This is a genomic window from Pseudomonas sp. GW821-FHT09A09, from assembly GCF_059418405.1.
Window position 1 is genome coordinate 130,133 of record NZ_JBWKPU010000005.1, and the last position, 24,323, is coordinate 154,455.

24 protein-coding genes are annotated in these 24,323 nt (G+C 60.6%); 14 read left to right on the forward strand and 10 right to left on the reverse strand.

Going from position 1 to position 24,323, the window contains the following annotated elements; all coding sequences use genetic code 11:
- Positions 1-271 precede the first annotated feature (271 nt).
- Both AC07OV_RS06135 and AC07OV_RS06140 read left to right on the forward strand, forming a co-directional pair.
- Complete coding sequence (locus AC07OV_RS06135; protein WP_494996880.1) at positions 272-874, forward strand: Yip1 family protein; 603 nt, start codon at positions 272-274, stop codon at positions 872-874.
- Positions 875-1,003: 129 nt separating this feature from the next.
- Entirely contained in the window at positions 1,004-1,498 is a 495-nt protein-coding gene (locus AC07OV_RS06140; RefSeq protein ID WP_176995498.1) for a SprT family zinc-dependent metalloprotease, read from the forward strand.
- 92 nt (positions 1,499-1,590) lie between these two features.
- On the opposite strand, the gene AC07OV_RS06145 is transcribed toward AC07OV_RS06140, so the two are convergent.
- Positions 1,591-2,754 (reverse strand): CaiB/BaiF CoA transferase family protein, encoded by a 1,164-nt coding sequence (locus AC07OV_RS06145; RefSeq protein ID WP_176995497.1) that lies wholly within the window; start codon positions 2,752-2,754, stop codon positions 1,591-1,593.
- A 157-nt stretch (positions 2,755-2,911) separates the two neighbouring features.
- Between AC07OV_RS06145 and tusD the strand changes: the two genes are divergently transcribed.
- The 6 genes from tusD (at position 2,912) to AC07OV_RS06175 (ending at position 6,348) form a co-directional block, all read left to right on the forward strand.
- The gene (tusD, locus tag AC07OV_RS06150) at positions 2,912-3,304 is read left to right on the forward strand and encodes a sulfurtransferase complex subunit TusD (protein WP_494996878.1); all 393 of its coding nucleotides are present in this window, start codon (positions 2,912-2,914) and stop codon (positions 3,302-3,304) included.
- Position 3,305: 1 nt separating this feature from the next.
- Positions 3,306-3,656, forward strand: a complete 351-nt coding sequence (tusC, locus tag AC07OV_RS06155) for a sulfurtransferase complex subunit TusC (protein ID WP_178918781.1) — start codon at positions 3,306-3,308, stop codon at positions 3,654-3,656.
- Positions 3,656-3,934, forward strand: a complete 279-nt coding sequence (tusB, locus tag AC07OV_RS06160) for a sulfurtransferase complex subunit TusB (protein ID WP_494996877.1) — start codon at positions 3,656-3,658, stop codon at positions 3,932-3,934. Before tusC ends, tusB begins: the two co-directional genes overlap by 1 nt.
- Positions 3,931-4,266 (forward strand): TusE/DsrC/DsvC family sulfur relay protein, encoded by a 336-nt coding sequence (locus tag AC07OV_RS06165; RefSeq protein WP_494996876.1) that lies wholly within the window; start codon positions 3,931-3,933, stop codon positions 4,264-4,266. The genes tusB and AC07OV_RS06165 overlap by 4 nt, the downstream gene beginning before the upstream one ends.
- On the forward strand, positions 4,263-5,264 hold the full coding sequence (locus tag AC07OV_RS06170; protein ID WP_495091797.1) for a glycosyl transferase family protein: 1,002 nt from the start codon (positions 4,263-4,265) through the stop codon (positions 5,262-5,264). Before AC07OV_RS06165 ends, AC07OV_RS06170 begins: the two co-directional genes overlap by 4 nt.
- An 88-nt stretch (positions 5,265-5,352) precedes the next feature.
- Entirely contained in the window at positions 5,353-6,348 is a 996-nt protein-coding gene (locus tag AC07OV_RS06175; RefSeq protein ID WP_494996874.1) for a glutathione S-transferase family protein, read from the forward strand.
- Positions 6,349-6,453: 105 nt separating this feature from the next.
- On the opposite strand, the gene cysG is transcribed toward AC07OV_RS06175, so the two are convergent.
- Genes cysG through AC07OV_RS06205 form a run of 6 tightly spaced genes read right to left on the reverse strand, consistent with a single transcriptional unit; the run spans position 6,454 to position 13,956 of the window.
- Positions 6,454-7,848, reverse strand: coding sequence for a siroheme synthase CysG (cysG, locus tag AC07OV_RS06180; RefSeq protein ID WP_176995490.1), 1,395 nt, complete (start codon positions 7,846-7,848; stop codon positions 6,454-6,456).
- Positions 7,849-9,129 carry a serine--tRNA ligase gene (gene serS, locus AC07OV_RS06185; RefSeq protein ID WP_176995489.1) on the reverse strand — a complete coding sequence of 427 codons (1,281 nt, stop codon included), beginning with the start codon at positions 9,127-9,129 and terminating at the stop codon, positions 7,849-7,851.
- Between the two features lie 16 nt (positions 9,130-9,145).
- On the reverse strand, positions 9,146-9,520 hold the full coding sequence (gene crcB / locus AC07OV_RS06190) for a fluoride efflux transporter CrcB (protein ID WP_176995488.1): 375 nt from the start codon (positions 9,518-9,520) through the stop codon (positions 9,146-9,148).
- The gene (locus AC07OV_RS06195) at positions 9,520-10,842 is read right to left on the reverse strand and encodes a replication-associated recombination protein A (protein ID WP_495091798.1); all 1,323 of its coding nucleotides are present in this window, start codon (positions 10,840-10,842) and stop codon (positions 9,520-9,522) included. The genes crcB and AC07OV_RS06195 overlap by 1 nt, the downstream gene beginning before the upstream one ends.
- A 27-nt stretch (positions 10,843-10,869) precedes the next feature.
- Positions 10,870-11,493 (reverse strand): outer membrane lipoprotein periplasmic chaperone LolA, encoded by a 624-nt coding sequence (gene lolA / locus AC07OV_RS06200; protein ID WP_176995486.1) that lies wholly within the window; start codon positions 11,491-11,493, stop codon positions 10,870-10,872.
- 54 nt (positions 11,494-11,547) lie between these two features.
- A complete protein-coding gene (locus AC07OV_RS06205) occupies positions 11,548-13,956 on the reverse strand; it encodes a DNA translocase FtsK (RefSeq protein WP_176995485.1) in 2,409 nt (802 codons plus the stop codon).
- A gap of 498 nt (positions 13,957-14,454) precedes the next feature.
- Here AC07OV_RS06205 and aat point away from each other — a divergent pair, with 498 nt between their 5' ends.
- From aat to infA, 3 genes are all read left to right on the forward strand, one after another.
- The gene (gene aat / locus AC07OV_RS06210; RefSeq protein ID WP_494996872.1) at positions 14,455-15,135 is read left to right on the forward strand and encodes a leucyl/phenylalanyl-tRNA--protein transferase; all 681 of its coding nucleotides are present in this window, start codon (positions 14,455-14,457) and stop codon (positions 15,133-15,135) included.
- Positions 15,136-15,191: 56 nt separating this feature from the next.
- Positions 15,192-15,899, forward strand: coding sequence for an arginyltransferase (locus AC07OV_RS06215; protein ID WP_176995483.1), 708 nt, complete (start codon positions 15,192-15,194; stop codon positions 15,897-15,899).
- Between the two features lie 100 nt (positions 15,900-15,999).
- Complete coding sequence (gene infA / locus AC07OV_RS06220) at positions 16,000-16,218, forward strand: translation initiation factor IF-1 (RefSeq protein ID WP_002553999.1); 219 nt, start codon at positions 16,000-16,002, stop codon at positions 16,216-16,218.
- 257 nt (positions 16,219-16,475) lie between these two features.
- Here infA and clpA read toward each other — a convergent pair whose 3' ends face one another.
- Both clpA and clpS read right to left on the reverse strand, forming a co-directional pair.
- Entirely contained in the window at positions 16,476-18,746 is a 2,271-nt protein-coding gene (gene clpA / locus AC07OV_RS06225; protein ID WP_176995482.1) for an ATP-dependent Clp protease ATP-binding subunit ClpA, read from the reverse strand.
- A gap of 29 nt (positions 18,747-18,775) precedes the next feature.
- Positions 18,776-19,144 (reverse strand): ATP-dependent Clp protease adapter ClpS, encoded by a 369-nt coding sequence (gene clpS, locus AC07OV_RS06230; RefSeq protein WP_005789091.1) that lies wholly within the window; start codon positions 19,142-19,144, stop codon positions 18,776-18,778.
- Positions 19,145-19,368: 224 nt separating this feature from the next.
- Here clpS and cspD point away from each other — a divergent pair, with 224 nt between their 5' ends.
- Positions 19,369-19,641: a cold shock domain-containing protein CspD gene (gene cspD / locus AC07OV_RS06235; RefSeq protein ID WP_494996953.1), complete on the forward strand. Its 273-nt coding sequence runs from the start codon at positions 19,369-19,371 to the stop codon at positions 19,639-19,641.
- A gap of 67 nt (positions 19,642-19,708) precedes the next feature.
- Here cspD and icd read toward each other — a convergent pair whose 3' ends face one another.
- Positions 19,709-20,965, reverse strand: coding sequence for an NADP-dependent isocitrate dehydrogenase (gene icd / locus AC07OV_RS06240; RefSeq protein WP_494996870.1), 1,257 nt, complete (start codon positions 20,963-20,965; stop codon positions 19,709-19,711).
- Positions 20,966-21,458: 493 nt separating this feature from the next.
- On the opposite strand from icd, the gene AC07OV_RS06245 reads away from it, so the two are divergent.
- Entirely contained in the window at positions 21,459-23,684 is a 2,226-nt protein-coding gene (locus AC07OV_RS06245; RefSeq protein ID WP_494996869.1) for an NADP-dependent isocitrate dehydrogenase, read from the forward strand.
- Positions 23,685-23,871: 187 nt separating this feature from the next.
- Positions 23,872-24,318 (forward strand): NUDIX hydrolase, encoded by a 447-nt coding sequence (locus AC07OV_RS06250; RefSeq protein ID WP_495091799.1) that lies wholly within the window; start codon positions 23,872-23,874, stop codon positions 24,316-24,318.
- The last annotated feature ends 5 nt before the right edge of the window (positions 24,319-24,323 follow it).

Sequence of the window (24,323 nt, forward strand, 5' to 3'; positions counted from 1 at the left end):
GCGAAAGCAGTGGGTCAGCCAACTCATCTGTTGCTGACCCGCCGCTTTCGCAGGCAAGCCAGCTCCCACATCGACCGTAGCAATTTAGACAGACCTCACCGCGATTAAGCCCCCTGTTTACAGCGCGATTTGCTCTAAAGCCCTACAGTTTTTCCGGTCATCACTTCCTATACTGCGACTTGAGGTCGCACATATATCCAGACCTTTGTGGCCATTTGGCCCGTGGGCGCTCCGATGGGGGGCGATGGTAATAACGACAGGAGTGACTGGCATGATCCATCACGTCGTGGGGCTTTTTACCCATCCCGACCAGGAATGGCGGGAAATCCGTGGCGATAAAGAAGAAAGCATCAGCCACATGTACCTCACTCACACCCTGATTCTCGCGGCGATCCCCGCCGTATCAGCCTTTATCGGTACCACCCAGGTCGGTTGGGTCATCGGCAGCCGGGCGCCGGTGATGTTGACCCAGGAAAGCGCGTTGTGGATGACCATCATGTCCTACGCGGCCATGCTCGGCGGCGTGGCGGTGATGGGTGCGTTCATCCATTGGATGGCGCGCACCTACGACGCCAACCCCAGCATGGCGCGCTGCGTCGCATTTGCCACCTACACCGCCACGCCCCTGTTCATCGGTGGGCTGGCCGCGCTCTACCCGCATATGTGGCTGGGCATGATCGTGGGCACGGCGGCGATCTGCTACACGGTGTACCTCTTATATGTGGGGCTGCCCACCTTCATGAACATCGACCCGGATGAGGGCTTCCTGTTTTCCAGCTCGGTACTGGCCGTGGGCCTGGTGGTGCTGGTGGCGATCATGGCGTTTACCGTGATCGTGTGGGGCCTGGGCGTGGGGCCGATCTACACCAACTAAGCGCTTTCAAACCGTGAGCAAGGCCACCGTAAGGTGGCTTTGTGCGTTATGCATGACCATTCGGCGCCTGACAGATTCGGAAACACCCAGCTTTGCGGCATACTGGAGGTCTCTGGAGATATGTACAGCATGCCCGAGCAACTCAATACCCGCGTCGAAGATTGTTTCCTGCAAGCCGAATCCTTTTTCAAACGAAGTTTCAAACGCCCCCAGGTCAGCCTCAAGCTGCGGGGCCAGAAGGCCGGTGTCGCGCATTTGCACGAGAACCTGCTGCGTTTCAACCCACAGTTGTACCGTGAAAACACCCAGCACTTCCTCAAGCAGACCGTGGCCCACGAAGTGGCGCACCTGATCGCTCACCAATTGTTTGGCGAGCGCATCCAGCCCCATGGCGAGGAATGGCAATTGATCATGCGCGGGGTCTACGAGCTGCCGCCTGATCGTTGCCATACCTATGAAGTGAAGCGCCGCCAGGTGACCCGCTATATCTACCGCTGCCCGTGTGCGGACAGTGATTTTCCGTTTTCCTCGCAGCGCCATGGTCTGGTGGCCCAGGGGCGGCGGTATTTGTGTCGGCGGTGCCGGCAGACCTTGGTGTTTACCGGGGAAACCCGGGTGGAATAAAGGGCCTCATCGCGGGCAAGCCCGCTCCCACATTTTGACCGCGTCGCCGATCAACTGTGGGAGCTGGCTTGCCTGCGATAGCGCCCGTACAGTCACCCTACAACTTTGGCCTGCCGCAACTCGGCTATCCGCTGAACACTGAACCCTAACTGCGCCAGCACTTCATCGGTGTGCGCTCCCACCACAGCACCGATATGCCGTGGCGGCGGCAAACCCTCGGAAAATTTCAACGGACAGGCCAATTGCGCCTGGGTCGACCCATCCCCCCTCGGCACCTGGCTCACCAGTTGCCGCGCCTTAAGCTGTGGATGCTCCACGGCCTCGCTCAAGCTCAGCACCGGCTCCACGCACGCATCCACCCCGGCGAACAGCTCACACAGCTCATCAAAGCTGCGCTTCTCAAATTCAACCTGCAGGGCTGCCTTGAGTTTGGGCGACAAGCCCAGCGCCGCCAACTCCGGCCGCCCCAGCGCCTCGCAGAGCTGCTGCATGAACGCCGGTTCCAGGCTGCCCACCGACATCCAGCGCCCATCCCGCGAGCGGTAATAATCGTAAAAACTGCCGCCATTGAGCACATGGCTTTCCCGCGCCGGCTCCACTCCGCACGCCAGGTAGCCCGCGCCGGCCATGGCGTTCAGGCTGAACGAGCAATCAGTCATGCTCACATCCAGGTACTGACCCACCCCGCTCTGTTGCCGGGCGACGACCGCCGCCAGCAACCCCACCACCGCATGCAACGAGCCCCCGCCCACATCCGCGAGCTGCACGCCCAGCGGCACCGGCCCGCTGTCCTGGCGCCCTGTGTAGCTGGCCACCCCCGCCAGCGCCAGGTAATTGATATCGTGCCCGGCGCGGTCCTTGTAGGGGCCGGTCTGGCCATAACCGGTGATCGACACATAAATCAGCCTGGGGTTGATCGCCTTCAGCGCCTCATACCCCAGGCCCAGGCGCTCCATCACCCCGGGCCGGAACTGTTCCAGAACAATGTCGTAGTCCTTGACCAGCTCACGCACAATCTCCAGCGCCTCGGCCTGTTTGAGGTCCAGCGCCAGGCTGCGTTTGTTGCGATTGAGGTAGGCGTGGCTCGCCGAAGTGCCGAGGTCGTGGGGCGGTAATATCCGCAGCAAGTCCGGGCGTGTCGGCGATTCGATACGCAGCACCTCGGCACCCATGTCCGCCAGCATCAACGACGCAAACGGGCCGGGCAGCAAGGTGGAGAAATCCAGCACTTTGAGGGACGCCAAGGGACCTGACATGGGCACTCCAATTCCGTTTCGGGTGCCCACAGACTAGGCAGCCTTTGGCGCGGCGGCAATCGCCGGAACGGTCAGCGACAGTGACCGTTTTGATCACGACGGGCTTTTTCGTGGCAGCGGCTTTATCATTGGCCCACGTTTGCTGGCAGAGTGTTCCATGAAGTTTGCAATTGCCCTGTTTTCCGCCGCCCATGCGCCCTCCTCGCGCCGCGCCTTGCTGTTTGCCAAGGCCGCGCTGGCGGGCGGGCACGAGATTGTTCGGCTGTTTTTCTATCAGGATGGCGTCTACAGCGCCTCCAATAACATCGTCGCCCCCCAGGATGAGCAAGACATCGCCCGCCAATGGCGCGAATTTGTCAGCGAGCATGGGCTTGATGGTGTGGTGTGCATCGCCGCCGCCCTGCGCCGTGGCGTGCTCAACCAGGAGGAAGCCACGCGTTATCAACGCAGCGCGGTGAACCTGGAAGCGCCCTGGGCGCTCTCCGGCCTGGGGCAGTTGCACGATGCTGCGCAGTCCGCCGACCGCCTGATCTGCTTTGGAGGGCCGTGAGATGTCCAAATCCTTATTGGTGATCAGCCGCCAGGCGCCCTGGTCCGGCCCGAGTGCGCGGGAAGCCCTGGACATCGTGCTGGCCGGTGGCGCCTTCGATCTGCCCATCGGCCTGCTGTTCATGGATGACGGCGTGTTCCAGCTGGCACCGCACCAGAATGCCAAGGCCGTGCAACAGAAGGACCTCAGCGCCAATCTGCAGGCATTGGGGCTGTTCGGCATCGACGATGTATTTGTTTGCCGTCACAGCATGGCCGTGCGGGGCTTGACGCCACCCACCGAGGCGCAACCGTTGAGCAACGAAGCCATTTCCGAATTGATTGACCGTTACGACCAGGTGATTACCCTCTGATGTCGACTCTACACGTGGTGTCTCACTCGCCGTTTTCCGATAGCCGCCTCGACAGCTGCCTGCGTATCTGCGGCGCCGAGGACGCGATCCTGCTGTGTGGCGACGGCGCCTACGGGCTCCATGCCCCCGCCCTGCACACCAAGGGCGTGAAGGTGTTTGTGCTGGCCGAAGATATGCAGGCACGTAACCTGCCCCTGCCGGACTGGGCCGACAGCGTCGACTACCCGGGTTTCGTACAACTGTCGCTCGACTACGACAAGGTCAACACTTGGCTATGAACACCCTGACCGTAGGCGAACGCAGCCTTGAGCTGGACAAGGACGGCTACCTCGTCGACCTCAACCAATGGTCTGCCGACGTGGCCAACGCTCTCGCTGCCATTGAAGCGCTGGAGCTGACCCCGGCCCACTGGGAAATCCTCGAATTGCTGCGCGGTTTCTATGCCGAGTTCCAGCTGTCCCCGGCCACGCGCCCACTGATTAAGTACACCGCCTTGAAGCTCGGTGCGGAAAAGGGCAACAGCCTGCACCTCAACAAACTCTTCAACGGCACTCCCGCCAAACTCGCCGCCAAGCTGGCGGGCCTGCCCAGGCCGACGAATTGCTTATGACCGACTTTGCCCCGCTGACCCTCCAAACCCCTGCCGAACACCCGTTTGCGCAGTTCGTGCGCATCCTGGGCAAAGGCAAGCGCGGCGCGCGCAACCTCACCCGCGAGGAAGCCCGCGAAGCCATGGGCATGCTGCTCGACGAAAAAGTCGAAGACACCCAGCTCGGCGCCTTCCTGATGCTGCTGCGCCACAAGGAAGAAAGCCCGGAAGAACTCGCCGGCTTCACCGAAGCCGTGCGCGAACGGCTCGACGCCCCGGCGTTGAACGTGGATGTCGACTGGCCGACCTACGCTGGCAAGAAGCGCCACCTGCCGTGGTACCTGCTGGCGGCCAAGTGCCTGGCACAGAACGGCGTGCGCATCCTCATGCACGGCGGCGGCGCCCACACGGCCGGTCGGCTGTATACCGAACAATTGCTGGAAGGTTTACAGATCCCGCTGTGCCGCAACTGGCAGCAGGTCGAGGCCGCCTATGAGCACGGTAACCTGGCGTTTGTTCCGCTGGGCGACTGGGCGCCGCAACTGCAACGCATGATTGACCTGCGCAACACCCTGGGCCTGCGCTCGCCGATCCACTCCCTGGCGCGCCTGCTCAACCCGCTGAATGCGCGCCTGGGCCTGCAAAGCATCTTCCACCCGGGCTATCAGGGCGTGCACCGCGATGCCAGCGGCTTGCTGGGCGATAACGTGATTGTGGTGAAAGGTGATGGCGGCGAGATCGAGATCAACCCCGACTCCGCCAGCCACCTGTACGGCACCACCGACGGCGAAAGCTGGGACGAGGAATGGCCTGCCCTCTCCGCCCAGCGCCACGTCAAACCTGCCACGCTGGAACCCGAACACCTCAAGGCCCTGTGGCGTGGCGATGTCGAAGACAGCTACCCGCAACTGGCGCTGATCGCCACCATGGCCCTGGCCTTGCGCGGCCTCGGCCACACGCGGGAACAGGCGTTCGTGCTGGCCCAGCAGTACTGGGACGCGCGGGACAAATCGATTTAATCGATTATTCACGCCCGGTCTTTGCGCTTTTAAATCGAACTTAGCCCTTTAGACTGGCCTCCAACGCTTATTAGCCGAGGAGCCAGTCATGGGCTTGCTGATCGAAGGACACTGGAAAGACCAGTGGTACGAAAGTAGCGCCGATGGCGCATTCCAACGGGAACAGGCACAACGCCGGAGCTGGGTCACTGCCGACGGCGCGCCCGGCCCGAGCGGCGAAGGTGGCTTCAAGGCCGAGGCCGGCCGCTATCACCTGTATGTGTCCCTGGCCTGCCCCTGGGCCCATCGCACCCTGATCCTGCGCAAGCTCAAGGGCCTGGAAGACTTGATCGACGTGTCGGTGGTCAGTTGGTTGATGCTGGAGAATGGCTGGACCTTCGACAAGGCCCACGGCTCCACCGGCGACAGGCTGGATGGTTTCGACTTCATGCACCAACGCTACACCGCCGATACCGCCGACTACACCGGCCGCGTCACCGTGCCCGTGCTGTGGGACAAGAAGCTTAAGCGCATCGTGAGCAATGAGTCAGCGGAGATCATCCGCATGTTCAACAGCGCCTTCAACGGGCTGACCGGCAACACCCTCGACTTCTACCCCGAGGCCCTGCGCCCGACCATCGACGCCCTGAACGAGCGCATCTATCCCGCTGTGAACAACGGCGTGTACCGCGCAGGCTTCGCCACGTCGCAGCAGGCGTACGAAAGTGCGTTTGATGATGTGTTTGCCGAGCTGGATTATCTGGAGCAACACCTGAGCGATCATCGCTACCTGGCCGGTGAATACCTGACCGAAGCCGATGTGCGCCTGTTCACCACGCTGATTCGCTTTGATGCGGTGTACTACGGGCACTTCAAATGCAATTTGCGGCGGATTGCGGATTATCCGAACCTGTCGAACTGGCTGAGGGAAATGTATCAGTGGCCGGGGGTGGCCGAGACAGTGGATTTTGCGCACATCAAGGGGCATTACTACGCGAGCCATCGCACGATCAATCCGACGGGGATTGTGCCCAAGGGCCCGTTGCAATCGTTCGATACCCAGCACAACCGCGAACGATTGATTGCCAAAGGCGTGCGGAGCTGATCCGGAATTTTGGATGGCTTTGACGGCCTCATCGCGGGCAAGCCCGCTCCCACATTGGAATGCGATCCCCTGTGGGAGCGGGCTTGCCCGCGATGCGTTTACGCCTTAGATTTGAGACTGAGCGCCTTCGAACCATTTGAGCTTTTCGCGCAGCACCACCACCTCGCCGACGATCACCAGTGTCGGGGCATGCACTTCATGCTCCGCCACCATGCGCGGCAAGTCGGCCAAGGTGCCGGTGAACACGCGCTGGTTGGACGTGGTGCCCTGCTGGATCAACGCCGCAGGCGTATCCGCCGCGCGACCATGCTTGATCAGCTGTTCACAGATGATCGGCAGACCGATCAGGCCCATGTAGAACACCAGGGTCTGCGAGGGGCCGACAAGGTCATGCCAAGGCAGATCCGACGTACCGTCCTTCAAATGCCCGGTGATGAACCGCACCGACTGCGCATAATCGCGATGGGTCAGCGGGATCCCGGCATACGCCGCGCAACCGCTGGCCGCCGTGATCCCCGGCACCACCTGGAACGGGATGCCATGGGCGGCCAATTCCTCGATTTCTTCGCCACCACGCCCAAAGATGAACGGATCGCCGCCCTTGAGGCGCAGTACGCGCTTGCCTTGCTTGGCCAGGTCGACCAATTGCTGGTTGATCTGGTCTTGCGGCACAGCGTGATCGGCGCGGCGCTTGCCGACGTACACACGTTCAGCGTCGCGGCGGCACAGTTCAAGAATCGCCGGAGCGACCAGGCGGTCGTACAGCACCACGTCAGCCTGCTGCATCAGGCGCAAGGCGCGGAAGGTCAGCAGGTCCGGGTCGCCGGGGCCAGCGCCCACCAGGTAGACCTCACCTGGCGCGTCTGGCGGTGCGCCATTGACCTTCTCGATCAACAGGCGCTCGGCCTCGGCGCCCTGCCCGGCGAGCTGGCGGTCGGCAATCGGGCCCTGGAAGACGTCTTCCCAGAATGCGCGACGTTGCTGCACATCCGGGTACAAACTCTTTACCTGGGCACGAAAACGCGCCGCCAACCCGGCCAGTTGGCCATAGGTGGACGGAATCCAGGTTTCCAGCTTGGCGCGGATCAAGCGTGCCAGCACCGGCGCATCGCCGCCGCTGGACACCGCTATCACCAAGGGTGAACGGTCGACAATTGCCGGGAAGATCACGCTGCACAAGGCTGGCGCGTCCACCACATTGACCGGCACGCAACGACGCTTGGCATCACTGGACACTTGCGCGTTCAGTGGCTCATCGTCGGTGGCGGCGATGATCAGGGTGCACCCGTTGAGGTCGGCCTCCTGATAACCGCGCAAAATCAGTTCCCCGCCACTGCCCAGCACCAGCTCGTTGAGCTGGCTTTCGATCTGGGGAGCAACCACCCGCAGCAACGCACCGGCGTCGGCCAGCAGCCGGGATTTGCGCAAGGCAATCTCCCCGCCACCGACGACCAACACACGACTGCCGCGCAGGTTATGAAACAGCGGCAGAAATTCCATTTAGCGGATGACCTCGACGCCCGCCATGTAAGGCTTGAGCACGTCCGGTACGCGGATCGAACCGTCAGCCTGCTGGTAGTTTTCCAACACGGCTACCAGCGTACGGCCTACGGCCAGGCCGGAACCGTTGAGGGTGTGCACCAGCTCCGGCTTGCCGGTTTCCGGGTTACGGAAACGCGCCTGCATACGACGGGCCTGGAAATCACCGCAGTTGGAGCACGACGAAATCTCGCGGTACTTGTCCTGGCTCGGCACCCACACCTCGAGGTCGTAGGTCTTCACGGCGCTGAAACCCATGTCGCCGGTGCACAGTGCGAGCACGCGGTACGGCAGCTCCAGCAGTTGCAGGACGCGTTCGGCGTTGGCGGTCAGGCCTTCCAGGGCTTCCATCGACTTCGACGGCTCGACCACTTGCACCATCTCGACCTTGTCGAACTGGTGCTGGCGGATCATGCCGCGAGTGTCACGGCCCGAGGCACCGGCTTCGCTGCGGAAGCATGGGCTGTGCGCCACAAATTTCAGAGGCAGTTGCTTGGCGTCGAGAATCTCGCCGGACACGATATTGGTCAGCGACACTTCGGCCGTCGGGATCAGGTACAGGTCGGCTTCGCCGTCGCGACTGATCTTGAACAGGTCTTCTTCGAATTTCGGCAACTGGCTGGTGCCCACCAGCGCCGGCGCCTGCACCAGGTAAGGGGTGTAGGCCTCTTCGTAACCGTGTTCGGCGGTGTGCAGGTTGATCATGAACTGCGCCAGGGCACGGTGCATGCGGGCGATCGGGCCACGCAGCAAGGCAAAGCGTGCGCCGGACATTTTCGCAGCGGTTTCAAAGTCCAGGCCGCCGGTCAATTCGCCCAGGGCAACGTGGTCCTTGATCTCGAAATCAAAGGCTTTTGGCGTGCCCCAGCGGCGCACTTCGACGTTGCCGTCTTCGTCTTCGCCAATCGGCACGGATTCGTGAGGCACGTTGGGAATGCCGAGCAGGATCGAGTCCAGCTCGGTCTGGATCTTGTCCAGCTCGACCTTACCCTCGGACAGCTCGGTGCCCATGCGCTCGACATCCGCCATCAACGGCGCGATGTCTTCGCCGCGCTGCTTGGCCTGACCGATGGATTTGGAACGCGCATTACGCTCAGCCTGCAGTGCTTCGGTGCGGGTCTGGACGGTCTTGCGCTGTTCTTCCAGCGCTTCGATGCGCGCGACATCCAAGGCAAAGCCACGGGATGCCAGGCGGTCCGCTACGTCCTGAAGGTTGCTACGTAACAGTTTGGAATCGAGCATGTCGGTCTCTCGTTTATCAAAGTTTGGTCAAGGACAGGCCGGCCCAGGTGGCGAGCAGCCCGCCGAACACGCTGATGCCCAGGTAACCGATGGCTACCAGGGCCTGCCCGCTTTCCAGCAGGCGCAGCGTATCCAGTGAAAAGGATGAAAAGGTCGTCAGACCGCCTACAAAGCCGACAATCAAGCCGGCGCGAATTTCAATCGGTACTTCCGGACGCAACAGGAACCAGCCGTACAACAGCCCGATGATCAGGCAGCCCACCAGGTTGACCGCCAGGGTCGCCGCATAAAAATGCTTCGGCCAGTTGGCGCTGACCCAAGTGCCAGCGGCGAAACGCAATAATGTACCAGCGATGCCGGCTACGGACACGGCAAGAATCGTCTTGAGCACTACTTTCTCCGCTGCCGGGGGCTGAGTCGATCCAGTTGCGCGAGGTGATTGAGCTTTTCGCCGATCTTCAGCTCCAGGCCACGGGGCACCGGCTGATAGAGCGCCAGCGGCTCAAGCTCATCGGGGAAGTAGTCTTCACCGGCCGCATAGGCGTCCGGCTCATCGTGGGCATAGCGGTATTCATCGCCATAACCCAGTTGTTTCATCAGCTTGGTCGGCGCATTGCGCAGGTGCATCGGCACCTCAAGGGAGCCGTATTCAGCGGCAGCGCGCAACGCCGACTTGAAGCCCAAGTACACCGCGTTGCTTTTTGGCGCGCAGGCCAGGTAGGTAATGGCCTGGGCCACCGCCAGCTCGCCTTCCGGACTGCCGAGGCGCTCCTGCACATCCCACGCGGCGAGGCACAGGCTCAGCGCACGCGGGTCGGCATTGCCGATGTCTTCGCTGGCCATGCGCACTACACGGCGCGCCAGGTAGAGCGGGTCGCAGCCACCGTCGATCATGCGCGCAAACCAGTACAGCGCACCGTCGGGGTTGGAGCCACGCACGGATTTGTGCAGCGCCGAAATCTGATCGTAGAAGGCTTCGCCGCCCTTGTCGAAACGACGACGGGTATCACCGAGCAGGCTTTGCAGCAGGTCGACCCCAATCTCACTGCCGTCTTCTGCCAGGTCGGAAGCATTCTCCACCAGGTTGAGAAAGCGGCGGCCGTCACCATCGGTGGCGGTGAGCAATATCTTGAAGCCCTCTTCGCTCACGCTGAGCTGGCGCTTGCCCAGCCCCTTGTCTTCGCTCAATGCGCGATGCAGCAGCTTTCGCATCGCCGCCTCGTCCAGGCTTTTGAGTACGTAGACCCGCGCCCGCGAGAGCAAGGCGTTGTTCAATTCGAACGAAGGGTTTTCGGTGGTCGCGCCGATGAAGATCAGCGTGCCGTCTTCAACGTAAGGCAGGAACGCATCCTGCTGCGACTTGTTGAAGCGATGCACTTCGTCGACGAACAGGATGGTGCGCTTGCCGTACTGCCCGGCCTGTTGCTTGGCCACATCCACCGCCTGGCGGATCTCCTTGACCCCGGCGAGCACCGCCGAGACCGTTTCGAAGTGCGCATCCGAGACCTTTGCCAGCAGCCGCGCCAGGGTGGTTTTACCCACGCCTGGCGGCCCCCAGAAAATCATCGAGTGCAGCGCACCCTGCTCCAGGGCTTCGCGCAATGGCTTGCCACGGGCGAGCAGGTGTTCCTGGCCGACGTACTCATCCAGATTGGTCGAGCGCAAGCGCGCGGCCAGGGGCTGAGCAATCGGGTCACTTCGAAACAAATCCATGGGCAGCGTTTGAAACCTCTGGGCAGATTATTCCTGGATCACGTCGGCACCCTTGGGGATGTCGAACTTGAACTTGGACGCCGGCACCGGCTCGTTGGCCTTGACCCCGGAGAACAGGATATCGGTGCGCTGGCCGACGCTGTCGATCAGGCGCATGTTGTTGATCACACCGTTGCCGAACGACAGGTTCAGGCTGTCGAACAGCGTGTCCTTGGACTTGGGCTTGAGGGTGAATTCGATCACGTTGCTGGTTTGCTTGGAGGTGATCTCGAAGCTGTCATTGATCTTCGACACATCACCGGACAACAGCAAGGCCGGGGTCTGGTTCAGGCGCGGGTCGAGCTTCTTGATGGTCGCCTGTTCCAGGTCCGGGTCCCACAGGGTGACTTTCTGGCCGTCGGAGACGATGGTCTGCTCGGACTTGCCCTCGGTGTGCCAGTAGAACAGCCCTGGGCGCTGCACGGCCATTTCGCCTTCGGTCTGCTGCAGCTGGGTGCCACCGGCATCCAGGGTCAGTTGCGAGAAGCGCGCGGTCAGGGTCTTGGATTTGTCCAACAGGTTGGTCAGGCTGGCGACGGAAGCCGGGTCGGCATGGGCCGAAACAGCGGTCAGGGCCAGGGCCGGCAACAACAGCATGCGGATAAGACGCATGGGAGTCCTCATTGAATGGTCAGGGCGCGCCGCGTGCTGCCACGCGGCGCGGGATCAGTCGCGCATCTGCCCGGGGGCAATGACTTCGCGCGAGCCGTTGGTGTTCATTGCGGTGACGACGCCGGCCATTTCCATGGCTTCGATCATGCGGGCGGCGCGGTTGTAGCCGATCTTCAGTTTGCGCTGTACCGCAGAGATCGAGGCACGACGGCTTTCCAGCACAAACGCCACGGCTTCGTCATACAGGGCATCGGTTTCGGCATCGTCTTCACCGCCACCGCCGCCGTTTTCAAAGCCGCTGCCGGCCTCTTCGACGCCGTTGAGGATGTCGTCGTTGTATTCCGGCGCGCCACGCAGCTTCCAGGCTTCCACCACGCGGTGTACTTCATCGTCGGACACGAACGCGCCGTGAACCCGAATCGGCAGGCTGGTGCCGGGCGGCATGTAGAGCATGTCACCGTGGCCCAGCAATTGTTCGGCGCCACCCTGGTCGATGATGGTCCGCGAGTCGATCTTGCTCGACACCTGGAACGCCATGCGCGTCGGGATGTTGGCCTTGATCAGGCCGGTGATCACGTCCACCGATGGCCGCTGGGTCGCGAGAATCAGGTGGATACCGGCCGCACGGGCCTTCTGGGCGATACGTGCGATCAGCTCTTCGACCTTCTTGCCGACGATCATCATCATGTCGGCAAATTCGTCGACCACCACCACGATGGTCGGCAGCTTGGTCAGTTTCGGCGCTTCGTCGTGGATGCTTTCACGCTTGTACAACGGGTCATCGATGGTCTCGCCGCGCTCGTGGGCTTCCTTGATCTTGGCGTTGAAGCCCGACAGGTTACGCACGCCCATCTTCGCCATCAGCTTGTAGCGACGCTCCATCTCGGCGACGCTCCAACGCAGGGCGTTGGCGGCGTCCTTCATGTCGGTGACCACCGGGCACAGCAGGTGCGGAATGCCTTCGTAGATCGACAGTTCCAGCATCTTCGGGTCGATCATGATCAGCTTGGCGTCTTCCGGGCCGGACTTGAACAGGATCGACAGGATCATCGCGTTCACACCCACCGACTTACCGGAACCGGTGGTACCGGCCACCAGCAGGTGAGGCATTTTCGCCAGGTCAGTGATCACCGGCTTGCCGCCGATGTCGTGGCCCAGGGCCAGGGTGACCGGCGACTTGAAGTTGTCGTATTCAGGCGTCGAGAGCACTTCGGAGAAGCGCACGATCTGGCGGTCTTCGTTGGGAATCTCGATACCCACGGTGGTCTTGCCGGGAATCACTTCCACCACACGCACGCTGGTCACGGCCAGGGAGCGAGCCAAGTCCTTTGCCAGGTTGGCGATACGGCTGACCTTCACGCCAGCGGCAGGCTGGATTTCGTAGCGGGTAATCACGGGGCCGGGATGGATCGAGTCCACCGACACTTCGACGCCAAACTCCTTGAGCTTGATTTCCAGCAGGTGGCCGACAGCCGCCAGGGATTCCGGGGAATAGTTGAGTTGTTTCTTTTCAGCCGGGTCGAGGATCGAGATCGGCGGCAAGGTGCCTTCGACGGCGCTGTCGACAAACAACGGCGCCTGCTTCTCTTTCTGCACGCGATGGCTCGGCTCGGGGGCCTTGGGCGGCGCGGGGGCGATAACGGGCGGCACCTGTTTCTCGCGGTCCGACATGTGCTTGCTCAGGGCCTGCTCGCGCTCGATAAGGCGCTCCTTGACCTTGGCCTGCTCGCGACGGTCCGGCGTGCTCGGGGCCACCACCTCGTTGACGCGGGTGTCGACCTCACGCAACTGGGCCACCATGCGCTTGCGGTCCACCCGGGCGGCCCACCAGCGGTTGGCGGCGCCCTGGAACAGCTCCAGCAGGTCGAGGGTGATCTTGCCGGTCACGTCCATCACCTTGAACCATGACAGGTCGGTGAACACCGTGAGGCCGAACAGGAACAGCGCGATGAACATCAGGGTGCTGCCCTGGATATTCAGGGTCCTGCGCGCCAGGTCGCCGAGGCTTTCGCCCAGCGCACCGCCAGCGCCCGCCGGCAGGCCGGTGGGTGCATGAAAATGGATATGGGCCAGCGCCGCGCCGGACAGCACCAGGAACACCAGGCCGATCAGGCGCCAGGAGAACAGCCAGCCGCTCCACTGCCACGGCTCATGGCGCTGACGGAAGATCTGCCAGGTCTTGATCGCCAGCAACAAGGGGAAGATGTACGCAAAGTAACCCAGCACCATGAACAGGATATCGGCGCTGTAGGAACCGGCAGGCCCGCCGAAGTTCTGCACGTCTTCGATCTTGCTGTTGTGGCTCCAGCCCGGATCGTCCTTGCCATAGGTGAGCAAGGCCATCATCAGGAACAGGCACAGCGCGCCGATTGCGATCAGCGCACCTTCCTTGAGTCGATAATGCAGGTGCTGGCGCCAGGCCGGCACGACTGCTGCTTTGGGTGTTGCGGCGGATTTCTTCAAAACGGGTCTATTCCTGCGCCATTAGCGCGTCCATCTGTTGAATGACTGCACATGACTGCCCAATCCGAGCAGCTGAAAAATGAACGAATGTCGTTGAATCTACTTTTAACACCGGATAACGGCTAGGTGAAATGGCGATAACGCCACAATGGCCGCATTGTACGGGTTTGTGCCACCGATGCCACGCCCTTGCCCCCTACCCATCAGCATAGACAATTGAGTTGTCATAACGCGGTCAATTTGAGCATGCATTGTCTTTGCTGACAAAGGCTTATGAGCTGTTTTTGCCAATCCGGAGCAGCTTGGCAAATGGCCTGCATGGCCCAGACCCGATTACGACCGCGACAGCGACCCAGAGTTGCAGAAACACCCGCTCACGCTAATCCGTGCCGACACCCGATTCGGGCTGGCCCCACAGCGCTGCGTCGACAATAATCAGCACTCGTGCGGCAGGTGCCCTACCTGCCACTCCCCTCCCCTTCCGTAAGCCTGGATGCCATGCTGACCTGGTTGCAACGCGACTCCCTGACTTTCCCGCCGCTGGCCAAGGCCATGCGCGAACCCAATGGCCTGCTGGCCGCCGGTGGCGACCTGTCGGCCGAGCGACTGATCCAGGCCTACCGGCATGGCTGCTTTCCGTGGTTTTCGGAGGGCCAGCCGATCCTCTGGTGGTCGCCAGACCCGCGCACCGTGATCTTCCCCGACGAGTTGCACGTCTCGCGCAGCCTTGCAAAATTGCTGCGCCAGCAGCGCTATACCGTGACCTTCGACCAGGACTTCGCCGCTGTCATCCAGGCCTGCGCCGCCCCCCGCGCCTACGCTGACAGCACGTGGATCACTGAAGGTATCCAGAGCGCCTACCTGGAGCTGCACCACCGTGGCTACGCGCATTCCGTGGAAGTGTGGGATGCGGGCCAACTGGTGGGCGGCCTGTACGGCCTGGCGATGGGGCAACTGTTCTTTGGCGAATCCATGTTCAGTCGCGCCGACAACGCCTCGAAGTTCGGCTTTGCCACGCTCACCCGGCAACTGCAGGCCTGGGGTTTCGTCCTGATCGACTGCCAGATGCCCAATGATCACCTGCACAGCCTCGGCGCCCGGGCCATACCGCGTGACGTATTTGCCGGCTTCCTGCGCGACCACCTGGACCAAACCAGCTCTGGACCGTGGGTTTCCTAGGCGACTTGCGCGCACCTGGCTTACACTTATTTCAAAGCTTATCCCGAGGGTTGATCATGACCGAGCTGGCGCGGTTGAAGTTCTATGCCACTCAAGCCCACTCTTGCAGCTATCTGCCCGACGAGCAGGCCACGACGCTGTTCCTCGACCCCAGCCAGCCGATGGACGTGCATGTGTATGCCGACCTTTCCGAGATGGGCTTCCGGCGCAGCGGCGACCACCTGTACCGCCCGCACTGCCAGAACTGCAACGCTTGCGTGCCGGCGCGCATTCCGGTGGCGCAGTTCCTGCCGGACCGCAATCAGAAGCGCATCCTCAAGCGCAACGCCGACCTGACGGTGACGGCCACCAAGCCACGGTTCAGCGAAGAATATTTCGACCTTTACCAGCGCTACATCGAACAGCGCCATGCCGACGGCGATATGTTTCCACCGAGCCGCGACCAGTTTTCGACGTTCCTGGTGCGCGACCTGCCGTTTTCGAGATTTTATGAGTTTCGACTCGACGGTCGACTACTGGCCGTCGCGGTCACCGATTTGCTGCCCAACGGCCTTTCGGCGGTTTATACCTTCTATGAACCCGCCGAAGAGCGCCGCAGCCTCGGGCGCTTTGCCATCCTGTGGCAAATCGGCGAAGCCCTGCGCCTGGAACTGGAAGCGGTGTACCTCGGCTACTGGATCAAAAACTGCAAAAAGATGAACTACAAGACCCAATATCGGCCCATTGAACTGCTGATTAATCAAAGATGGGTCGTGCTTAACTAGAACCCCTTGGCTTAAACACCCTTTTTCGGGCACAATGCACGCCGCTTTTGCCTGGCGCAGTTGCACCGGGCCATTCACTGGATACCGAGGGCTTTACTGCATGTCGAAAGAAGACAGCTTCGAAATGGAAGGCACTGTCGTCGACACCCTGCCCAACACCATGTTTCGTGTGGAGTTGGAAAATGGGCACGTCGTAACCGCGCATATCTCCGGCAAGATGCGCAAGAACTACATTCGTATTCTTACCGGTGACAAAGTGCGCGTCGAGCTGACGCCCTATGACTTGAGCAAAGGGCGCATCACTTACCGCGCTCGCTAAGCAAGTCAATACAAAACGCCCGGTTATGCCGGGCGTTTTTGTGTGTGCGCTATTTAACCATCACCACAACTCTCCTGTGGGACCTGGCTTGCCTGCGATGGCGGTGTATCAGCCATACATGGGCAGGCTGAACCACCGTCATCGCAGGCAAGCCAGCTCCCACAGTGGATCTTCAGTGATCATGTGATAGTGGCCAACCTCATTACACACAGCAAAAAGGCGCCTTTCGGCGCCTTTTGCTTTATTGCAGTCAGCTATCAGGCCATTTCGGCCGTGGTTTCGAACTCGAAGGTCAGCTCGCCGTCCTTCAGGTCGATGTGCACCACGCCACCATGGTCGGACAACTCGCCGAACAGGATCTCTTCGGCCAATGGCCGTTTGATCTTGTCCTGGATCAGACGCGCCATTGGGCGAGCGCCCATTGCCGCATCGTAACCGCCTTCGGCCAGCCAACTGCGTGCCGCATCTGTCACTTCCAACTGCACGCGCTTGTCTTCCAACTGCGCCTGGAGCTCGGTAAGGAACTTGTCCACCACACTTTTGATGACCTCATGGCTGAGGCGACCAAACTGGATAATGGTGTCCAGACGGTTGCGGAACTCCGGCGTGAAGCTCTTCTTGATCACTTCCATGGCATCGGACGAGTGATCCTGATGACTGAAGCCGATCGAAGCCCGCGCAGCCGTTTCGGCACCGGCGTTGGTGGTCATGATCACGATCACGTTGCGGAAGTCCGCCTTGCGCCCGTTGTTGTCGGTCAGGGTCCCGTGATCCATCACCTGCAATAGCAGGTTGAAGACTTCCGGGTGGGCCTTCTCGATTTCATCGAGCAGCAACACGCAATGCGGCTGCTTGGTAATGGCTTCGGTCAACAGGCCGCCCTGGTCGAAACCGACATAGCCCGGAGGCGCACCGATCAGGCGCGACACGGTGTGACGCTCCATGTATTCGGACATGTCGAAACGCACCAGCTCGATCCCCATAGCCTTGGCCAACTGCCGCGCCGCTTCGGTCTTGCCGACGCCGGTCGGGCCTGCGAACAGGAACGAACCCACGGGCTTGTCCGGCGACTTGAGGCCCGCACGGGACAGCTTGATGGCGGTGGACAGCGAATCGATCGCCGCATCCTGGCCGAACACGGTCAGTTTCAGGTCGCGCTCGAGGTTACGCAGCAGCTCCTTGTCGGAACTGGTGACGTGTTTTGGCGGAATCCGCGCAATCTTCGCCACGATGTCCTCGACTTGAGGCACGTCGATACGCTTCACACGTTTCTCGACTGGCTGCAGGCGCTGGTAGGCGCCCGCCTCGTCGATCACGTCGATAGCCTTGTCCGGCATGTGCCGGTCGTTGATGTAGCGCGACGCCAGCTCTGCCGCCGAACGCAGGGCTTCATCGGTGTACTCGATGCCGTGGTGCGCTTCGAAGCGCCCCTTCAGGCCGCGCAGGATGCCAATGGTGTCTTCAACCGAAGGCTCGGACACGTCGACTTTCTGGAAGCGGCGCGCCAGGGCACGGTCTTTTTCGAAGATGCCGCGGAATTCCTGGAACGTGGTCGAGCCGATGCAGCGGATATCACCCGACGACAGCAGCGGCTTGAGCAGGTTGGAGGCGTCCATCACCCCACCGGATGCCGCACCGGCACCAATGATGGTGTGGATCTCATCAATGAACAGAATGGCCTGCGGACGTTTTTTGAGCTCACCGAGCAGCGCCTTGAAGCGCTTCTCGAAATCGCCACGGTACTTGGTCCCGGCGAGCAACGCGCCCAGGTCCAGGGAGTAGACGACACTATTGGCCAGCAGGTCCGGCACCTGGTTGTCGACGATGCGCTTGGCCAGGCCTTCGGCAATCGCGGTTTTACCCACGCCCGCCTCACCCACCAGCAACGGGTTGTTCTTGCGACGACGCGCGAGGATCTGCGCTACACGCTCAACCTCATTCTCACGCCCCACCAGCGGATCGATCCGCCCCTGGCGCGCCAGTTCATTGAGGTTGCTGGCATAGGCATCCAGTGGATTGCCCGAAGAAGAAGACTCACCGCCCTCGTCGTCCTGCATATCCTGCTCACCCTCGGAATGATCGCCGTGCCCAGGCACCTTGGAGATACCGTGGGCGATGTAGTTGACGACATCGATACGGGCAACGCTCTGCTGCTTGAGCAGGAACACTGCCTGGCTTTCCTGTTCGCTGAAGATCGCCACAAGCACGTTGGCGCCTGTGACTTCTCGCTTGCCGGAGCTCTGCACATGGAACACGGCACGCTGAAGCACCCGCTGGAAGCCCAGGGTCGGCTGGGTTTCACGGTCTTCATCGTGAACGGGGATCAGTGGTGTAGTGGAGTCGATAAACTCCTGCAGGTCATGCTTGAGTTTGTCGAGGTTGGCGCCGCACGCACGCAAAACGGTGGCGGCAGCTTCGTTATCCAAAAGTGCCAACAGCAGGTGTTCGACGGTCATGAATTCATGACGTTTCGAACGAGCCTCCTTGAAGGCAAGATTGAGGGTGACTTCGAGCTCGCGGTTTAACATAGCTTCACCTCATACCCAAGTGGTCGGCGTTAACCGTCCTTCTCGATTTCACAGAGTAGCGGATGCTGGCTTTCCCTGGCGTACTGGTTGACCTGCATGGCCTTTGTCTCGGCGATGTCGCGGGTAAACACTCCACATACTGCCCGTCCTTCTGTGTGAACGGCCAGCATTACCTTGGTCGCCAACTCGCGGTTCAGGTTAAAAAACACCTCGAGCACTTCGACGACGAAATCCATCGGTGTGTAGTCATCATTGAACAAAACCACCTTGTACATCGGCGGCGCCTGCAGGGCGGGCTTGGCCTCCTGAACAGCAATGCCTGCAGAACCGTCGTCGTCATGTTCCTGATCCGGGCGATCCTGATTGAATGTTAGTCGAATCTGGCTGTTTGCATGCATGGAAAGAAAGGTTCGTCAGTGGTTCAAATACAGTGGTGGGGGCGACCTGTCAGAATTTCAACTCTGACCGACTGGTCGCCTTGACTATCGGTGAAACGGTGTTACAACCAATAGAACCCACAGTGGGTAAAAAAGGTCCGCGCAGTCAACCTTATTTATTCGGGTTAGGACGGATAAACTGGATGATACTCCAGCGATGGAGTCTGGTGCAGAGGGATATGGGCATGGCTAGCGGTAAGGTCAAGTGGTTCAACAATGCCAAGGGTTACGGCTTCATTATTGAAGACGGCAAGGACGAAGACCTTTTTGCGCATTACTCAGCGATAAAAATGGACGGTTATAAAACACTGAAGGCGGGGCAGCCGGTCGACTTTGAAATTATTCAGGGACCCAAAGGCATGCACGCGGTAAATATCAGTGCGCCAGTCACCATCGGCACAGCAACAAACGGCAATGCTCAAAAACCAAAAGAGAAATTGGCCTGCGTCGGCCACTGAGCAAATGACCAATAAAAAGCCGGCCATTCCGCCTCGACGGTATGGCCGGCTTTTTATGTCCAGCCGATTACATGTGCGAAATCAGCGCATCGCCAAAGCCCGACGATGACACCAGCTTGGCGCCCTCCATCAAGCGCTCGAAGTCATAAGTCACCGTCTTGGCCGAAATCGCGCCATTGGTGCCCTTGATGATCAGGTCGGCCGCTTCGGTCCAGCCCATATGGCGCAGCATCATTTCCGCCGACAGGATCAGCGAGCCCGGGTTCACCTGGTCCTTGCCCGCGTACTTGGGCGCCGTACCGTGGGTGGCCTCGAACATGGCCACGGTGTCGGAGAGGTTGGCTCCCGGCGCAATACCGATACCGCCCACCTCCGCCGCCAGGGCGTCAGACAGGTAGTCGCCATTCAGGTTAAGGGTCGCGATCACGTCATACTCTGCCGGACGCAGCAGGATCTGCTGAAGCATCGCATCGGCAATCGCATCCTTGACCACCACGTTCTTGCCGGTCTTCGGGTTCTTGAACTGCATCCAAGGGCCGCCGTCGAGCAGCGTCGCACCAAATTCCTCAGCCGCCACTTCGTAGGCCCACTCTTTGAAGGCCCCCTCGGTGAACTTCATGATGTTGCCTTTGTGCACGATGGTCAGCGAGTCGCGGTCGTTATCCACTACATATTGCAGGGCTTTGCGCGCCAGACGCTTGGTGCCTTCCTTCGAGACCGGCTTTACGCCAATCCCGCAATCCTGATCGAAACGGATCTTGGTCACGCCCATTTCTTCCTTAAGAAACTTGATGACTTTGATCGCTTCCGGCGAGCCGGCCTTCCACTCGATGCCGGCGTAAATGTCTTCGGAGTTTTCACGAAAGATGGTCATATCGACATCGCCAGGCTTCTTGACCGGGCTCGGTACACCTTCAAACCAACGCACCGGGCGCAGGCACACGTACAGGTCGAGCTGTTGGCGCAAGGCCACGTTCAGCGAACGGATGCCACCTCCGACCGGCGTGGTCAGTGGGCCCTTGATGGACACCACGTAATCCTTCACAGCATCCAGGGTTTCCTGGGGCAGCCAGGTGTCCTGGTCGTAGACTTGAGTGGCCTTTTCGCCGGCATACACCTCCATCCAGGAGATTTTGCGCTTGCCGCCGTAGGCCTTTTCAACAGCTGCATCGACCACCTTGATCATCACCGGGCTGATGTCGACGCCAATACCGTCGCCTTCTATATAAGGGATGATCGGTTTGTCAGGAACATTGAGAGAATGGTCTGCATTGACGGTGATTTTGTCGCCGACTGCCGGAACCTGAATCTTCTTGTATCCCATGCTGAACTCCATCTATGGATTGAACATCTGGCTGCGTTCGAGCCTACTCCAGATAAATGGCGACTGAAACCTCGCGCCATGCTCATTTGCATCGAAAACAGCACACTTGGCGGCCTACAAGCCTGAAAGAAACGGGAAAAGCGCCAATGTTGAGCACATTGTGCGACTTCCGACGCCATCCGTCCCCTGCGACCTTTAGACCAATGGACGACACACCTTTTGTATGAAGGCTCGGCGTAAGCATAGCGACCTATGTATAATGCCGCCGCTGACCAAAGAGTCACGACGGCCGACCGCTCTATAACAGTGCCCTCCGCCAGAAAAGCCGGACTAAACAATAGTCCACCCGCTTGACGCTCGACTGATGCAACCCAACATCACCGCGAAGAAACCTCGACATTTCGCTCATGGATGACTTTGAACGAACGCGCTCCACCCGGCGCATCTCGAGTTTCTGCGCACGCTTTCAGCAAAGAAGAGAGTTAATCCGAATATGCCCACCCGCTCGAAGATCATCTACACCTTCACCGACGAAGCCCCAGCCCTCGCCACCTATTCACTGCTGCCTATCGTAGAGGCCTTCACCGCTTCAGCTGATATTGCTGTGGAAACCCGCGACATCTCCCTTGCCGGGCGCATCCTCTCAAGCTTCCCCGAGCAACTGGGCGCCAAGGCTATCCCGGACCACCTCGCTGAACTCGGCGACCTGGCCGTTACGCCTGAAGCCAACATCATCAAGCTGCCTAACATCAGTGCCTCGACCCCACAGCTGCAAGCTGCGATCAAGGAACTGCAGGCCCTGGGCTACGCCCTGCCGGACTACCCGGAAACCGTAACCACCGACGCGGAAAAAGAAACCCGCGCACGTTACGACAAGGTCAAGGGCAGCGCCGTGAACCCGGTCCTGCGCGAAGGCAACTCTGACCGCCGCGCACCGCTGTCGGTCAAGAACTACGCACGCAAGCACCCGCACAAGATGGGCGCCTGGGCTGCAGACTCCAAGTCGCACATCGCGCACATGAACAACGGCGACTTCTACGGCAGCGAAAAAGCCGTACAGATCGAAGCCGCTGACGCTGTCAAAATCGAGCTGATCGCCCAAGACGGCACCGCGACCGTCCTGAAAGAAAAGACCTCGGTACAAGCTGGCGAAATCATCGACACCGCCGTGCTGAGCAAGAAAGCCCTGCGCAGCTTCATCGCCGCCGAAATCGAAGACGCCAAGAAACAAGGCGTTCTGCTGTCGGTTCACCTGAAAGCCACCATGATGAAGGTCTCCGACCCGATCATGTTCGGCCAGATCGTTGCCGAGTTCTATAAAGACGCCCTGACCAAGCACGCTGTTGTGCTGGAGCAGATCGGCTTCAACCTGAACAACGGCATCGGCGACCTGTACGCTCGCATCAAGGCCCTGCCGGCTGACCAGCAAGCGCAGATCGAAGCTGACATCCAGGCGGTCTACGCCGCTCGCCCTTCCCTGGCGATGGTCAACTCCGACAAAGGCATCACCAACCTGCACGTGCCGAGCGACGTCATCGTCGACGCCTCGATGCCAGCCATGATCCGTGACTCCGGCAAGATGTGGGGCACCGACGGCCAGCTGCACGACACCAAGGCCGTGATCCCGGATCGCTGCTACGCCACCATCTACCAGGCGGTCATCGAAGACTGCAAGGCCAATGGCGCTTTCGACCCAACCACCATGGGCAGCGTGCCAAACGTTGGCCTGATGGCGAAGAAAGCCGAAGAGTATGGCTCCCACGACAAGACCTTCCAGATCAAGGCTGACGGCGTTGTCCGCGTCACCGACAGCAAGGGCACCCTGCTGATGGAACAGGCTGTTGAAGCCGGCGACATCTTCCGCATGTGCCAGACCAAAGACGCGCCGATCCAGGACTGGGTCAAACTGGCCGTCAACCGTGCCCGCGCCAGCAACACCCCGGCCATCTTCTGGCTGGACCCTAAGCGTGCACATGACGGCGTCGTGGTCGAGAAAGTTCAGGCTTACCTGAAAGACCACAACACCGAAGGCCTGGACATCCGCATCATGTCGCCAGTCGACGCGATGAAGTTCACCTTGGAGCGCACCCGCAAGGGCCTGGACACCATCTCGGTGACCGGTAACGTGCTGCGTGACTACCTGACCGACCTGTTCCCGATCATGGAACTGGGCACCAGCGCCAAGATGCTGTCCATCGTGCCGCTGATGAACGGCGGCGGCCTGTTCGAAACCGGCGCCGGTGGCTCGGCTCCGAAACACGTGCAGCAACTGGTGGAAGAGAACTTCCTGCGCTGGGACTCCCTGGGCGAGTTCCTGGCCCTGGCTGCTTCCCTTGAGCATTTGGGTGTGAACTACAACAACCCGAAAGCCCTGGTTCTGTCCAAGACCCTGGACCAGGCGACTGGCCTGTTCCTGGACAACAACAAGTCGCCATCGCGTAAAGTCGGCAACATCGACAACCGCGGCAGCCACTTCTACCTGGCGCTGTACTGGGCACAAGCCCTGGCTGCCCAGACCGAAGACACTGCACTGCAAGCGCAGTTCGGCGAACTGGCCAAGACCCTGACCGAGAACGAAGCAACCATCGTTGCCGAACTCAACGCCGTACAGGGCAAGCCAGTGGACATCGGCGGCTATTACGCGCCGAACCCGGAGCTGACCAGCAAAGCCATGCGCCCAAGCAACACCCTCAACGCAGCCATTGCCAAGTTGAAGTAAGGTTGTAAGGATGCAAAGAAGCCCCGGCCCCGTGCCGGGGTTTCTGTTTGTACTGCTCGACTGAAAACAAATACCCCTGTAGGAGCCGGCTTGCCGGCGATGGCGACCTCAAGGCTTGCGCAAAGCTTGAGGGCCTCATCGCCGGCAAGCCAGCTCCTGCAATGACCGTGCTAACACGAGGTATTGAATGACCTGGCAACCCCACATCACCGTCGCCGCCATCGTCGAAGACAACGGCCGCTTCCTGATGGTCGAAGAACTCAAGGGCGGCCGCCCCGTGCTCAACCAGCCCGCCGGCCACCTCGACCCGCATGAAACCCTCACCGAAGCCGCCGTGCGCGAAACCCTCGAAGAAACCGGCTGGGACGTGGAAGCCACCGGCATCGTCGGCATCTACCTGTACACCGCCCCGAGCAATGGCGTGACCTACCAACGGGTCTGCTTCATCGCCAAGGCGCTGAAACACCACCCGGACTTTCAACTCGACGAAGGCATCCTGCGCGCCCGCTGGCTAACCCGTGACGAGCTGATGGCCGTGCGCGACGACTGGCGCAGCGAGCTGATCATCCGCTGCATCGACGATTATCTGGCCGGGCAGCGCCACAGTCTCGAATTGATCCGCCCTTCTCTTTAGCCTTG

Bases quoted from the DNA above. Each gene is read 5' to 3' on its own strand.
- AC07OV_RS06215 (WP_176995483.1), top strand. From the start codon at position 15,192: ATGACCGAGCTGGCGCGGTTGAAGTTCTATGCCACTCAAGCCCACTCT.
- AC07OV_RS06145 (WP_176995497.1), bottom strand. From the start codon at position 2,754: ATGTCAGGTCCCTTGGCGTCCCTCAAAGTGCTGGATTTCTCCACCTTG.
- cysG (WP_176995490.1), bottom strand. From the start codon at position 7,848: ATGGAATTTCTGCCGCTGTTTCATAACCTGCGCGGCAGTCGTGTGTTG.
- cspD (WP_494996953.1), top strand. From the start codon at position 19,369: ATGGCTAGCGGTAAGGTCAAGTGGTTCAACAATGCCAAGGGTTACGGC.
- aat (WP_494996872.1), top strand. From the start codon at position 14,455: ATGCTGACCTGGTTGCAACGCGACTCCCTGACTTTCCCGCCGCTGGCC.
- tusC (WP_178918781.1), top strand. From the start codon at position 3,306: ATGTCCAAATCCTTATTGGTGATCAGCCGCCAGGCGCCCTGGTCCGGC.
- AC07OV_RS06175 (WP_494996874.1), top strand. From the start codon at position 5,353: ATGGGCTTGCTGATCGAAGGACACTGGAAAGACCAGTGGTACGAAAGT.
- AC07OV_RS06165 (WP_494996876.1), top strand. From the start codon at position 3,931: ATGAACACCCTGACCGTAGGCGAACGCAGCCTTGAGCTGGACAAGGAC.
- AC07OV_RS06245 (WP_494996869.1), top strand. From the start codon at position 21,459: ATGCCCACCCGCTCGAAGATCATCTACACCTTCACCGACGAAGCCCCA.
- tusD (WP_494996878.1), top strand. From the start codon at position 2,912: ATGAAGTTTGCAATTGCCCTGTTTTCCGCCGCCCATGCGCCCTCCTCG.
- AC07OV_RS06250 (WP_495091799.1), top strand. From the start codon at position 23,872: ATGACCTGGCAACCCCACATCACCGTCGCCGCCATCGTCGAAGACAAC.
- icd (WP_494996870.1), bottom strand. From the start codon at position 20,965: ATGGGATACAAGAAGATTCAGGTTCCGGCAGTCGGCGACAAAATCACC.
- serS (WP_176995489.1), bottom strand. From the start codon at position 9,129: ATGCTCGATTCCAAACTGTTACGTAGCAACCTTCAGGACGTAGCGGAC.
- lolA (WP_176995486.1), bottom strand. From the start codon at position 11,493: ATGCGTCTTATCCGCATGCTGTTGTTGCCGGCCCTGGCCCTGACCGCT.
- AC07OV_RS06135 (WP_494996880.1), top strand. From the start codon at position 272: ATGATCCATCACGTCGTGGGGCTTTTTACCCATCCCGACCAGGAATGG.
- infA (WP_002553999.1), top strand. From the start codon at position 16,000: ATGTCGAAAGAAGACAGCTTCGAAATGGAAGGCACTGTCGTCGACACC.
- AC07OV_RS06195 (WP_495091798.1), bottom strand. From the start codon at position 10,842: ATGGATTTGTTTCGAAGTGACCCGATTGCTCAGCCCCTGGCCGCGCGC.
- tusB (WP_494996877.1), top strand. From the start codon at position 3,656: ATGTCGACTCTACACGTGGTGTCTCACTCGCCGTTTTCCGATAGCCGC.
- AC07OV_RS06170 (WP_495091797.1), top strand. From the start codon at position 4,263: ATGACCGACTTTGCCCCGCTGACCCTCCAAACCCCTGCCGAACACCCG.
- clpS (WP_005789091.1), bottom strand. From the start codon at position 19,144: ATGCATGCAAACAGCCAGATTCGACTAACATTCAATCAGGATCGCCCG.
- clpA (WP_176995482.1), bottom strand. From the start codon at position 18,746: ATGTTAAACCGCGAGCTCGAAGTCACCCTCAATCTTGCCTTCAAGGAG.
- AC07OV_RS06140 (WP_176995498.1), top strand. From the start codon at position 1,004: ATGCCCGAGCAACTCAATACCCGCGTCGAAGATTGTTTCCTGCAAGCC.